The organism is Streptococcus sp. 27098_8_73, assembly GCF_041432495.1.
Lineage (GTDB): Bacteria > Bacillota > Bacilli > Lactobacillales > Streptococcaceae > Streptococcus.
On sequence record NZ_JAPVZT010000001.1, the window covers coordinates 150233 to 162767 of the forward strand.

At 40.5% G+C, this 12535-nt stretch carries 14 protein-coding genes; all 14 read right to left on the reverse strand.

The window, feature by feature from the left end:
* Positions 1-26: 26 nt before the first annotated feature.
* The 14 genes from O3651_RS00795 to O3651_RS00860 all read right to left on the reverse strand — a co-directional run bounded on the left by O3651_RS00795 (position 27) and on the right by O3651_RS00860 (position 12533).
* Positions 27-794 carry a ribonuclease HII gene (locus O3651_RS00795; protein WP_371609235.1) on the reverse strand — a complete coding sequence of 256 codons (768 nt, stop codon included), beginning with the start codon at positions 792-794 and terminating at the stop codon, positions 27-29.
* Positions 781-1632 (reverse strand): ribosome biogenesis GTPase YlqF, encoded by an 852-nt coding sequence (gene ylqF, locus O3651_RS00800; protein WP_371609236.1) that lies wholly within the window; start codon positions 1630-1632, stop codon positions 781-783. Before ylqF ends, O3651_RS00795 begins: the two co-directional genes overlap by 14 nt.
* A 105-nt stretch (positions 1633-1737) precedes the next feature.
* Entirely contained in the window at positions 1738-2652 is a 915-nt protein-coding gene (locus O3651_RS00805; protein WP_061908988.1) for an MBL fold metallo-hydrolase, read from the reverse strand.
* 3 nt (positions 2653-2655) lie between these two features.
* On the reverse strand, positions 2656-3768 hold the full coding sequence (locus O3651_RS00810; RefSeq protein WP_371609237.1) for an acyl-CoA dehydrogenase family protein: 1113 nt from the start codon (positions 3766-3768) through the stop codon (positions 2656-2658).
* Positions 3769-3779: 11 nt separating this feature from the next.
* A complete protein-coding gene (locus tag O3651_RS00815) occupies positions 3780-4694 on the reverse strand; it encodes a LysR family transcriptional regulator (RefSeq protein ID WP_167395900.1) in 915 nt (304 codons plus the stop codon).
* A 184-nt stretch (positions 4695-4878) separates the two neighbouring features.
* On the reverse strand, positions 4879-5532 hold the full coding sequence (locus O3651_RS00820; protein ID WP_371609238.1) for a 3-oxoacid CoA-transferase subunit B: 654 nt from the start codon (positions 5530-5532) through the stop codon (positions 4879-4881).
* Position 5533: 1 nt separating this feature from the next.
* A complete protein-coding gene (locus O3651_RS00825; protein ID WP_045497406.1) occupies positions 5534-6259 on the reverse strand; it encodes a CoA transferase subunit A in 726 nt (241 codons plus the stop codon).
* Between the two features lie 16 nt (positions 6260-6275).
* Entirely contained in the window at positions 6276-7055 is a 780-nt protein-coding gene (locus O3651_RS00830; RefSeq protein WP_005590351.1) for an enoyl-CoA hydratase/isomerase family protein, read from the reverse strand.
* A 284-nt stretch (positions 7056-7339) separates the two neighbouring features.
* Entirely contained in the window at positions 7340-8518 is a 1179-nt protein-coding gene (locus O3651_RS00835; protein ID WP_223367516.1) for an acetyl-CoA C-acetyltransferase, read from the reverse strand.
* Between the two features lie 17 nt (positions 8519-8535).
* A complete protein-coding gene (locus tag O3651_RS00840; protein ID WP_223367515.1) occupies positions 8536-9384 on the reverse strand; it encodes a 3-hydroxybutyryl-CoA dehydrogenase in 849 nt (282 codons plus the stop codon).
* Positions 9385-9478: 94 nt separating this feature from the next.
* Positions 9479-10687: an acyl-CoA dehydrogenase family protein gene (locus O3651_RS00845; protein WP_005590354.1), complete on the reverse strand. Its 1209-nt coding sequence runs from the start codon at positions 10685-10687 to the stop codon at positions 9479-9481.
* Positions 10688-10988: 301 nt separating this feature from the next.
* Positions 10989-11327, reverse strand: coding sequence for an ATP cone domain-containing protein (locus O3651_RS00850; RefSeq protein WP_015604984.1), 339 nt, complete (start codon positions 11325-11327; stop codon positions 10989-10991).
* Between the two features lie 14 nt (positions 11328-11341).
* Positions 11342-11842, reverse strand: a complete 501-nt coding sequence (locus O3651_RS00855) for a GNAT family N-acetyltransferase (protein WP_223367514.1) — start codon at positions 11840-11842, stop codon at positions 11342-11344.
* Positions 11843-11945: 103 nt separating this feature from the next.
* Positions 11946-12533: a hypothetical protein gene (locus O3651_RS00860; RefSeq protein WP_223367513.1), complete on the reverse strand. Its 588-nt coding sequence runs from the start codon at positions 12531-12533 to the stop codon at positions 11946-11948.
* Positions 12534-12535 lie beyond the last annotated feature (2 nt).

Genomic DNA, 12535 nt, shown 5'->3' on the forward strand with positions numbered 1-12535 from the left:
TGTCTCCCCATAACGATTAGGATTTCTTATAAATTTGTTATGGATTTGATCGGTTCAAAGCTTCTGCGGTGAATCGGTGTGACACCGTATTTGTCCAGTCCTTCCAGATGCAATTTGGTACCATAACCAGCATTCTGGGCAAAGTCATAGCCTGGATAAACCTGATCAAATTCCGCCATCATCTTGTCCCTCGTCACCTTGGCTACGATAGAAGCCGCTGCGATGGACAGGGAATTGGCATCGCCCTTAATAATAGACTGCTGGGGCAAGGGCAAGTCTAACTTCATCGCGTCAATCAAAAGGTAATCCGGCTTTATCTTGAGCTGAGCTACCGCTTCTGTCATAGCTAGCTTGGTCGCTTCATAGATATTGACTCGGTCAATCGTTTGATTGTCCATAATGCCCAAGCCAACGGACAAAGCCTGATCTAGTACTGCTTGGTAAATTTCCTCATGCTTTTTCTTAGGAATCTTTTTACTGTCATTCAGACCTTTGATTTTGCAGTTAGGAGGCAGAATGACTGCTGCTGCAACCACTGGACCAGCTAAGGGACCTCGTCCGACTTCATCAATGCCAGCAATCGCCTGAAATCCTTGACTATAGAGTTCTTTTTCATAGCGCAGCATGTACTCTAGGCGTAAGTCTTCATCTAGCTCTGATTGGATTTCTTTTTGGCGCTTGAGTAATAGCTTTTGAACACCGCTTCGCTCATCCTGCTTCAATTCCTGAAAAAGCGGATCCTGCAAGTCAGATACTTGAGCCAACTGCTCTTGGATTTCCTTAATCGTGGCCATCCAATTCCTCCAGACCATCCAGTGTATAGCGACCTAAACGGCCATCACGCACTTCCTTGACAAAGAGACTGTAAAAACGATCGTATTCCTCTCTAAAGCCCAATTTCTGGGTCATATCCATAATCATGTCTGGCGCTTCCAGCTCTAAATCCAACTGCTTAAAGTGCTCCTGCAATGCCTTGGGATAATGCTCTTTGAAATAATTGAGTCCGAAAATCGTGACCTCATCCATAGGCAGCAAATTATCCTTGATAGCACCCGTCAAAGCGAGTTTCAAAGCCACCTTTTCATCTTCGAATTTGGGCCAGAGAATCCCCGGTGTATCTAGAATTTCCAAATCCTTATTGGACTTGAGCCACTGCTGACCTTTGGTGACCCCTGGTTTATTGCCGACTATCGCGATTTTCTTACCAGCCAGTCGGTTCATCAGCGTTGACTTCCCAGCATTGGGAATCCCAATAATCATGGTCCGCAAGGTTTCGATTTGAATTCCTCTTTCCCGCTGGCGAGCGAGCTTATCAGCCATCAATTTCTTAGCTGCTTCGGTCACTTTTTTGACTGCAGATTGCTCCTTAGAGTTAATGGCCAAGGTTTTGATTCCCTGACTTTCAAAATAGGCCTGCCATTCCTTGGTTAAGTTTGGATCCGCTAAGTCTGCCTTATTTAAAATCAACAACTTAGGCTTATCTCCAACAATTTTGGTTAACATGGGATTTTGACTGGACAAGGGCAATCTCGCATCCACCAAAATCGTCACAAAATCTACAAATTTAATACTTTCTTGAACCTGTCTCCGAGCCTTGGACATGTGCCCTGGAAACCATTGAATCGTTGCCATTAAAAACCTCTTTCTTACAATCTTCTAGTATCTCATTATACCAAAAAAATAGAGAATAAAATAGTAAAATCGCTCCCTCAAACTGACAGAAGCGATTCTCTATTCTTATAAAAATGACGGTTTGCGATCCTGCTTATCTGTGAATGGAACTCGCGGTTCACGAATCCTAGTCACATAATCAACAAACTCCTCGCCAGTCTGGTCAAACTCAGCAACTGCGAAAAATTGATCGTGGTAAAAGAAAAACTTATAGTGGTTTTCAAAAGCTTCTTTGAGCCATTTGTCCTTAGCAACGATTGAGCGCATCGGATAATCATCTACTGCAGCAACCCACAGAGGTTTCCGATGAGCATGAGTCAGCACCAAATCAGCCATATGAATCATGGTTTCCTCGCCCTGTTTGAGTAAGATGATGCTGTGACCGTTACTGTGACCGCCTGTATGAACCATTTGAATTTCTGGAATGACGTTCAGATATTCAGTAAAAGTTTCAACCTGATCCTGGATTGGCTCCCAATTTTCCTTCAGATAAGTTCCCCTTGTCCGACTATTGGGATTTCGCATTTCGTACCATTCTATCTCATTTACAAAAATCTTTGCATTTGGGAATTTTGAAACAAGCTGATTGTTTTCATCTAGTCTAGTCAAACCGCCAGAGTGATCATGGTGCATGTGTGTCATTAAAATATGGGAAATATCTTCTGGCTTTAATCCCAAGAGTGCCAAGCTTTCTTCAACACGGCTCTCAGAAAGAATACCGAGATTGCGGCGTTGTTTATCAGACAGCTTAGCCGTATCAAAACTCGCATCAATTAAATAATTCTGCCCCTTGTATTGAATCAAAATCGGATCTGTTAGTTCAGCCATCATATTTTCTTCTGTTGTTGGATAATAACGTGACCAAACAACCTTTGGTACCGGGCCAAACAAGGTGCCTGCATCTGTGAGCTTATCCGCTCCACGCAACCAAGTCAGCTTCATTTCCCCAAACTGATACTCCTGTAATTTGAGTTCTGTCATCTTTTACTCCTTTAACCATCTCTCTGCGATTTCTTTTCTGATCGAATTCCCTGACCGTCCATAATTTTCAATAATTTCAGCATCTTTAAAATAGCGTTTGATATTCACATGATCAAATTTTTGTAAAGGCCCGATAAGACGGAGAATTTCATCTGTAACCTCTAGCGCTACCTTAGTCATATATAGCTTTATCCGTGCAACAAACTTGGAATCTTCTTCTATTTGATTAGGATAGGATGAGAAATAGGCATCTGCAGCACAAATTTTATTGTACAAATCTGCGAACTTATACTGATGCAACTCAACATCCATCAGTCGCTTGCCGAATCCTCTTTTTACACGTGCAAACTCAAGACCCTTATGAAAAGCACCTTCGGCAACTCCTAAAGCAACCGCACTCAAGCCAAGTTGCATATTCTTTATGATATCATTAAATTGCTCATTTCCAGCCAAGACTCCGCCTAATAAGGCAGTTTCCGGCAGGTGTACATTATCTAAGGTAACAGAACTTAGTGGAAGTCCTAGTAAACCTTGCTTTTCTATCTGCTCACCAATGAGCACACCCGAAGCATTCGTCTCCACAATGAAGAAGCCGTAAGAATCAGGCTTTCCAGTTTCCCTTACTTTAGCTAATACCAAGAGAATGTCTGCAATGCTGCTATTTGACACCTTAGCTTTCTCTCCCGAAAGTTGCCAACCTGTCTCTGTCTTGACCGCATGGGTCTCCAAATCTGCCAGACTATTTAGATGTTTGGACTCAGAAAACCCAAGACCTGCTTTACAAGTTCCCTTTACCAACTTGTCCAGATAACGCTCTTTCTGTTGCCCTGTACCAAACTTCAAAATCGGATAAACACCATAACAACCTTGGGTCAGCAATATAGTTGAAAGAGCTGGAAACTCATTCGAAATCATTCGAATAGAGCTGATAAAATCAGAAGCCAAAGCCTGATAGTCTTCTGACAAAATCGGTGAAAAAATATCCAAATCCGTCGTCATTACTTCCCAGATCTCCTGAGGAAATTCGACTGACTCATCATGATTTTTCATGTAGTCTCTAATAGCTGTATTTACATATGAACTCAATGCTGCTGTTTTAGTACTGGACTTCATCATCAATTCTCCCTTTATGAATGTGGCTCAGAAAGAGGCTGATAATAACCTTTTAAAAGCTCTTCGTATACGTATGCTTCTACCTCATTGTAGCTTGCTTTATAAGGCCGACAGAACCAAATGTTGAAAGGAACCGGATCCTTAAAGCGCACAACCTTAAATTTATTCTTATCGACAAAATACTCTAAAGGACGAGGTAAAAGTGCAATCATATCGTTTTGATAAGTTGACTCTATCAAGAAATCCCATGTCGATGATAAATAGGCAAAATTTGCTTTTATCTTTTTACTCTTTAATTTTTCAGTGATTAAATCGTAGGTTGTAAATGATTTATTAAAGGTCGCTAAACCGTACTGAGCTATATCTTTCCACTCCAATAATTCTTTGTCCGCCAAAGGATGATTCTTATCCATATAAGCAACGTATTCATCAACTTGAATGATATACTGTTCATATTTCTTTGGGTCCAGATTAGTAGGTTCGATTAGTACTGCAAAATTCAGATCCCCTGCAACCAGCTTTTGACGTAATTCATTACTTCCATCCTCAGTAACCTGAATGTTGACTTGCGGATTGTCTTGTAAAAACTTTGGTAAAATACTAGAAAAATATACACGTAAAATCAATGATGGAATGCCCAAGTTAAAGGTCCCTTTTTGTTTGAGGGCTTCCATATGAATCATTGATTGCATCTCTTCATGCCGGTTGACAATCTCTGTGGCAAAGCGGTAAATCTTACCACCAGCTTCCGTCAGACTCTCTAATCTTCCATTTCTACGATTGAAGAGCTGGATTCCTTCCGTTGATTCAAAATTTGTGACAAACTGACTCAAGGCTGACTGACTGATATGAATTTTCTTAGCCGCGATAGAAAGATTGCATCCACATTCGACGATATTGATAAAGTAAGTCATTTGAATTATATCCACTTTTCGTCTCCCATCTTTCAAATTTTCACGAGGTAATTTGCCATAAATAAAACAGCAACTGGCCCTCGAAGCATGATGACCAGTTGCTAGTATTCTGATTAAAAACTAATCATCGCTCAAGTTGTCATAAACACATAGTAACACACTTTCAGAGAAAGAGCAGAATAATTGCTTACTAACTTTATTAGATTGACATCGTTTTCAAGTCTTCTGAAACAATTACTTCTCCTGCTGTCTTTTCAAGAACTTCCTCTAGGGTAACGCCGGGAGCAAGTTCTTTCAAGAGGAACTTACCATCTTGGAAACCAAAGACAGCCAACTCTGTAATGACTAGATCAAGAACTCCTTTAGCAGAAAGTGGCAAAGTGCACTCCGGCAAGAGTTTAGATTCACCGTCTGAAGTAGTATGCTGGATTGCACCGATAACGCGTTTCGCTCCAACCAACAAGTCCATCGCTCCACCCATTCCTGGTGCAAACTTACCTGGAATAATCCAGTTAGCGATACTACCATCTTGACTGACTTCCAAAGCTCCTAGCACGGTCGCATCAACGTGTCCACCACGGATGATCGCGAAGGAAGTCTGCAAGTCAAACAATGCTGCTCCAGGTAAGAGAGTAATTGGCGCTCCTCCAGAGTTTGCTAAGTTTGGATTGTAAGTATCTTTCGTTGGTGTTTCACCAAAGCGAAGCGCTCCATTTTCAGCCTGAAGAATAACGTTTACTCCCTCAGGAATATAGTCAGCAGCTGCGTTTGGAATACCAAATCCTAGATTGACAACATCTCCATCTTTAAATTCTTGTGCAACACGTCTTGCAATAATTTCTTTTGCTTTCATATTAGTTCACCCCCGCCAATTTTTTAGTCTCAGTCCAAAGATCACCCATCATCTTATGGTGTTCTTCTGGAGTCAAGCTTTGTACGACATAGTCAACAAGGATGCCCGGAATGTAAATATCATTCGGATGAATTTCGCCAGCTTCAACAATTTCATTCGCTTCAACGATAACAGTATCTGCTGCGAGAGCTAATTGCAAGGAAATGTTTTTCGTAGTGCCATCGATATACAAGTTGCCGTATTTGTCAGCTTTAGTCGCTTTGATTAAGGCAACATCAATTTTAAGTGGATCATAGACCAAGTATTCACGGCCATTACGCTCTACTTTTTCATAATCTTTTTCTAAGATTGTTCCGACTCCTGTCGGGGTCAAGACAGCTCCTAAGCCAGCTCCAGCTGCATGGAGACGCTCGACAACAGTTCCCATCGGTGTAAATTCGACTTCCATCTTCTTTTCAAAATACTCACGTTGAGCTGCTGCAGATGTTCCTATGTGGGCTGCAATATATTTTTTTACTTGGTGATTTTCACAAAGTCGTCCAACCCCAACTTCTTTACCAGGATGAGATGTTACCACCGATACCAAAGTCAAGTCTTGCTGGTTTTGTTTTACTAGTTCTTCAATCAATTCAAAAGGTTCACCGACACCGAGGAATCCAGAAATTCCAACGATATCACCCGATTTGACCTTAGAAATAGCGTCTGATAATGATACAACTGATTTCATGCTGATACCTCCTCTTTTACTTACGATTGAAAACAGCTTTGCGTTTTTCAACAAAAGCACGCATTCCTTCTAGTTTGTCTTCTGTAGAGAAGAGCAAGGCTTCTGCTTCTGTTTCCAGACGGATTGCATTTTTAAGAGGAAGTTCCGCACCAACTTGAATGACATGTTTTGCTTTTTCAACAGCTAACGGTGCATTCTTCATGATGGCTGCGGCTAATTCTTCAGCTGAAGACAACAATTCTTCAGCAGGAACCAGTTTGTTAAGAATACCTAAGTCATAGGCTTCTTGACCTTTCACTGTACGAGCAGTGAAGATAAGTTCTTTGGCACGGCTAGTTCCAATCAAGCGAGACATCCGCTGAGTACCAGCAAATCCCGGAATAATACCCAAGCCAACTTCTGGGAAGCCAACCACTGTTTTTTCAAATCCAATACGGATATCTGTTGAAAGTGCTAGCTCCATACCACCACCGAGTGCATAACCATTGATGACTGCAATCGTTGGTTGGCGTAAATCTGAAAGGCGAGTAAATGTATCGTTTGCAAATGTCATGTATTCAAATGCTTGAATAGGTGACATCAAATCCATTTCCTTGATATCTGCTCCAGCGACGAATGCTTTTTCTCCTGCTCCAGTTACGATGACAACGCGAATTTCCTCGCTTTTCTCAACTTGATCAAGAACTTCATTCAAATCAGCCAAAACTTGAGAACTCAAGGCGTTCAAAGCTTCAGGACGGTTGATAGTAATATATCCAATCCCATTTTTAACTTCTAATAAAACAGTTTTACTCATTTTTATGCTCCTACTTATAAAAATTGAATGACTAAGTATGGTGTCAACAAATACTTAAACCACAAATGTAAGAGCTTACATTCTTATAATATACCATTTCTCACACTTCGTCTACTTAATCATCATTTATACATCAATAAGCTAAGCTTATAGTTTTGATATTCAAATTAATTTTTCGAAAAATAAAACAAGTCCTATCAAGGCTTGTTTGCAAGAAACAGCACATCGATAGGACTTGTTTACATAGTAGAAGCAAATGGAAAACTTCAAAAATGAACTAGGGTTTAGCGTTCTACGATGACCGCTGTACCCATTCCGCCACCGATACAAAGGGTAGCAAGGCCACGTTTAACATCACGTTTTTGCATTTCATGCAAAAGTGTTACCAAAATACGGCAGCCTGAAGCACCGATTGGGTGACCAAGAGCGATCGCACCACCATTTACATTGACTTTTTCAGGATCAAGATTCAATTCTTTTCCAACGGCACATGCTTGCGCTGCAAATGCTTCATTGGATTCAACCAAATCTAAATCTTCCACTGTAAATCCGCCTTTTTCAAGGGCTTTACGAGATGCGTAAATCGGACCACAACCCATAACTTTTGGATCTAGTCCAGCGCTTGCGTAAGATTTGATCGTTGCTAAAACTGGAACGCCCAATTCTTTAGCCTTATCAGCACTCATAACAACAACTGCTGCTGCACCGTCGTTAATACCTGAAGCATTACCAGCAGTTACAGTACCATCTTTCTTGAACACTGGACGCAATTTTCCCAATCCTTCAAGAGAAGCATCTTTTCTTGGAAATTCATCTGTATCAAATACGATAGGATCACCCTTACGTTGCGGAATTTCAACAGGAACAATTTCTTCTTTGAAACGACCAGCTTCGATCGCTGCAACTGCACGTTTTTGAGATTGCACAGCAAAGTTATCTTGGTCTTCACGTGTAATGCCATATTGTTCAGCAACGTTTTCAGCTGTAATTCCCATATGGAAGGATTCAAAGGCATCTGTCAAGCCATCGCGAAGCATAGTGTCTACCACTTGAGAGTCTCCCATACGAGCGCCCCAACGTTGGTTTTGAAGGACATAAGGAGCTTGACTCATGTTTTCAGCCCCACCGGCTACAACGATATCAGCATCTCCACACAATACAGCTTGAGCCGCCAATTGAACTGCTTTCAAACCAGAGCCACAAACTTTGTTAATAGTGAAAGCTGGAGAAGCTACTGGGACACCTGCGTTAACACTCATTTGACGAGCTACGTTTTGACCAAGACCCGCACCCAGAACATTCCCCATGATAACTTCATCAACTTGTTCGGGTTTCAAATTTGCTCGTTCAATAGCACTTTTAATAACCAAACTACCTAGATCAACAGCCGAAACATTTTTTAAAGTTCCACCAAAAGAACCTAAAGGTGTGCGGACTGCTGCTACAATAACTGCTTCTTTCATTTCTCGCTCCTTATATCTTAGTATTTAAAGAATCCTTCTTTAGTCTTGCGACCAAGCTTACCAGCTTCAACCATCTTCTTCAGAAGTGGAGCAGGACGATACTTAGGATCTCCAAATCCATTGTTTAATACTCCCATGATAGCCAAGCAGACATCAAGACCGATCAAGTCAGCCAATGCTAATGGGCCAATTGGGTGATTAGCACCTAGTTTCATTGCTTCGTCAATTTCTTCCGCTGAAGCAATTCCTTCTCCTAAGATGAAAATAGCCTCATTGATCATTGGAATCAAGACACGGTTCACAACAAAACCATAAGAATCTTTCACATCTACAGCTGTTTTACCGATTTTTTCAGTCAATTCACGAACAGCTTTCACAACTTCATCTGATGTTTGAAGCGCACGAATAACTTCAACCAATTTCATAACTGGTGCTGGGTTGAAGAAGTGCATACCAATAACGCGTTCTTGATGAACTGTCGCAGCTGCAATATCAGTAATAGATAGAGATGAAGTGTTTGAAGCCAAAATAGTTTGAGGATCAGTCAACTCATCCAACTGTTTAAAGATGCTCAATTTGATGTCGCGATTTTCAGTAGCCGCTTCAATAACCAATTGAGCATGTTTAGCATCTTCATAAGATGTAGAAGGAATCAGATTTGCCAAAATGCTGTCTTTATCTTCTTCCGACAAACGACCTTTTTCAACAGAACGAGACAATTGCTTAGCGATACCATCTAGTCCTCTTTGAACAAACTCTTCCTTGATATCATTGAGATAAACTGTGAAACCTGATTGAGCAAAGACTTGTGCAATACCGCTTCCCATTTGACCTGATCCGATGATCATCACTTTTGAAATACTCATTTTTTTCTCCTATTTACTATCAAAATATAAACTTCAAAAAGAAAGAATCGGAACGATTACTAGCAAATGCTGAGCAATCGTTCCAAATTCATTATTATACAAATGCTCCAATACCAGTGATTTCACGGCCTACAATCAAAGCATTCACTTCATGAGAACCTTCATATGTGTAGATTGCTTCAGCATCTGCAAAGAAGCGAGCTACATCAGTTTCAAGAGTGATTCCGTTACCACCACATGTTTCACGTGCAAGTGCAACTGTTTCACGCATTACCAATGAGTTGTGCATCTTAGCAAGTGCAGAGTTAAGCATCAATTCGTTACCTGCTTCTTGCATTTCTGCAATACGAGCTGAATATGAAAGTACTGCCACTGCGTTAGCTTGCATTCTAGCTAATTTTTCTTGTACGATTTGGAATGCAGCAATTGGGCGTTTGAATTGTTGACGATCTTTAGCATATTTAAGAGCAGCTACGTATGAACCACAAGTGATAGCAGTTGCAATGTGAGCAACGTCAGCACGAGTGAATGTCAAGATACGAGCTACATCGCCAAATCCATTGATGTTTACCAAACGGTCTGAATCTGGAACTTCAACGTTCTTCATAGTAATGTGGCCATTACGTACGCAACGAAGAGCAGTTTTGTGAGGGATTGGTTCTGCATGATAGCCAGGAGCACCTTTACGAACGATGAAACATTTCACTTTCCCATCTTCAACGTCACGAGCGAATACTGGAACAACATCAGCTGTATCTGATCCACCGATCCAACGTTTTTCTCCATTCAAGATCCATTTATCGCCAACACGCTCAGCTGTTGTTGCAAGCCCTCCAGCAATGTCAGAACCTGACAATGGCTCAGTCAAAGCGAAACATCCTTGCCAGTCAAATGCAGCTAACTTAGGAAGGAACTCTTTTTGTTGACGCTCGTCACCACCAAGCAAGACTGTGTTGTAGCAAAGTCCACCATGAACTGTGAAGAAAGTCGCTATAGACGCATCGAAACGGCCTAATTCCAAATACAAGAATGCGATGTAAAGTTCTGATGGTTTGTAGTTGCCTTCGCGTCCTTCGAACAATTTAGGGTTGTTCATGATTTGAGCGCCTTTAGCAACTGCATAGAATTCTTCAAATGGGAAATCCGGTGCTTCCCAATATTCATTAATGACTGGACGAAGATGTTTTTCAATCAAACGACGAGTTTCTTGTAATACTTCCGCTTCTCCCAATGTCAAGCCATCGGCATAGTGGAAAAGATCCTCAGGGTATAGTTCACGTAAAATTTCTTCTTTAGTTGCCATTTTATTGACTCCTTTTGTATAGTTTTTATTTGTATAAGAGCGCTTTCATTTTGTAGCTCAGTATTTGTTGACGCTTTCATTTTATATCTAATATGTTATGATGTCTACTTAAGAAAGATTAATAAGACCATAAGTTTAGATTATACATATTGATTTTATTGGCTTTGAAAGGTCTTTTTCTAATAAAAACTAGGAAAAATCTTTGAATACGGTTACAAATCCTAAAGAAAAATCTACTTTGAAGTGACTTTATAAATTGAGTTTTGAAAAAGAAAAAGCCCATGTGGGCTTTTCAGCATTGTTATCGGATTTGCTCAAAATGCAAATGGACAGCGATATGATCACCGTAACCACTGCGCTCCAAATCACGCTGCAAGCGGTAAGAAATATAATGCTCAGCAATGGTGATATAACCTGCTCCCAAGAGACGGTTTTCAACCATAGACTGAATCATACTGATAGTCGCACGCTCAACCTTGGCTTCTTCCAAATCTAACACGACTTTTTTTGTGACCAAGGCTAGATTTTGACGGAGGTCGTCTGTCAAGACATAAACAGTTTGAGCTGCTTTTAATACCGCTTGATAGATTTTATCTGGGTCAAAGTCAACGACTTCCCCACTGCGTTTAATAACTTTCATAAAATACTCCTTATTTATATATTTCTGATATAGTGTAAATCTCTGGCTTGACTGCTATCAATCCAATTTTCAGTGGCAGACTCGAAGACAAAACCCTCTTTTTCATAAAATGGAAGACCGATAGCATTTCCTTCGGTTACTGTGACGGCTTGTTCTCTTGCTTGATATTGTGATTTTTGATAACTTGTCAAGGTCTCCAGTAACTCATGACCGATTCCCAAACGTTGAGCCTGCGGCAAGACATAGAGAACGTAGACATTGGCTCTGCCGTCCTCGCTCATTCCACCACCAATGCAACCAAGCACCTGCCTATTCCTTTCTGCCAGCCAATAGCCGTTCCATTCGGTAGAAAGTTCAGTCAAGTCCTTATGCAAACGTTCTTGGCTATAGAATATGTCAAACACTCGTTCTATGTAGGAAGAGGAGTAAATATCTTTATAGGTAGCCAGCCAAGTTTCTCTACATATTTTTTGGATTTGTTGCCAATCATCCTTGCTTGCCTTACGAACCCGCATTTCATCACCTCTCAAGCTAGAACTTACCCTATCATTATACAATTTTTTCTTGTTTTTTTCAAAAAGATAGGACTAACTAATCAGGCATATACTATATACCATTTTACTCTAATACAATGTCTTGTTTCTTGTAACGATATTGCATTTTCCAATGATTTTCAGACACTTCTTCTAATTTCAGAGTTTTGTTAATCTTATTAAAGGGCAGTTTCTCTTCCTCAACTTTCTTTAGGAGCTCAACTAATAAATCACCCCCAGCGTTTAGAGAAATTAAACTATCATCCTCACTATCGTATTGAAGTAAAACTTTCTTAGTCGGTTTGTGGATGACATTATAAAGATTGAAAGCCCTTTTAATGTCAAAATTCTTCTCTTTGTCTGCTATCATTGACACAGTATGTAACTCTAACCGACCAATTTTAAAAGCCCCGAAAAGACTGACAACAATCCCTAATCCAGCAAGTGTTTCCCAGATAAGAGAGAAAAGTTTTAAATCCCAATCTGTTATAAGGTTAAGAAGTAGATAAAGAACCCCCAGACCAAATCCTAACAAAGTTAGACCTGCGCCATAAAAACTTGCCTTATCACCAGTTCGAATAATTGGCTTGTCGTAAACTCTCTTCCCCTCAAGTTTTTCCAGACTGCGCTTTGCCTTGTACTCTTCGATTCGTTTACTATGCTCTTCTGTCATAT

Bases quoted from the DNA above. Each gene is read 5' to 3' on its own strand.
- O3651_RS00825 (WP_045497406.1), bottom strand. From the start codon at position 6,259: ATGAAATCAGTTGTATCATTATCAGACGCTATTTCTAAGGTCAAATCG.
- O3651_RS00795 (WP_371609235.1), bottom strand. From the start codon at position 794: ATGGCCACGATTAAGGAAATCCAAGAGCAGTTGGCTCAAGTATCTGAC.
- O3651_RS00830 (WP_005590351.1), bottom strand. From the start codon at position 7,055: ATGAGTAAAACTGTTTTATTAGAAGTTAAAAATGGGATTGGATATATT.
- O3651_RS00845 (WP_005590354.1), bottom strand. From the start codon at position 10,687: ATGGCAACTAAAGAAGAAATTTTACGTGAACTATACCCTGAGGATCTT.
- O3651_RS00810 (WP_371609237.1), bottom strand. From the start codon at position 3,768: ATGATGAAGTCCAGTACTAAAACAGCAGCATTGAGTTCATATGTAAAT.
- O3651_RS00855 (WP_223367514.1), bottom strand. From the start codon at position 11,842: ATGCGGGTTCGTAAGGCAAGCAAGGATGATTGGCAACAAATCCAAAAA.
- O3651_RS00850 (WP_015604984.1), bottom strand. From the start codon at position 11,327: ATGAAAGTTATTAAACGCAGTGGGGAAGTCGTTGACTTTGACCCAGAT.
- O3651_RS00820 (WP_371609238.1), bottom strand. From the start codon at position 5,532: ATGAAAGCAAAAGAAATTATTGCAAGACGTGTTGCACAAGAATTTAAA.
- O3651_RS00835 (WP_223367516.1), bottom strand. From the start codon at position 8,518: ATGAAAGAAGCAGTTATTGTAGCAGCAGTCCGCACACCTTTAGGTTCT.
- ylqF (WP_371609236.1), bottom strand. From the start codon at position 1,632: ATGGCAACGATTCAATGGTTTCCAGGGCACATGTCCAAGGCTCGGAGA.
- O3651_RS00840 (WP_223367515.1), bottom strand. From the start codon at position 9,384: ATGAGTATTTCAAAAGTGATGATCATCGGATCAGGTCAAATGGGAAGC.
- O3651_RS00805 (WP_061908988.1), bottom strand. From the start codon at position 2,652: ATGACAGAACTCAAATTACAGGAGTATCAGTTTGGGGAAATGAAGCTG.
- O3651_RS00860 (WP_223367513.1), bottom strand. From the start codon at position 12,533: ATGACAGAAGAGCATAGTAAACGAATCGAAGAGTACAAGGCAAAGCGC.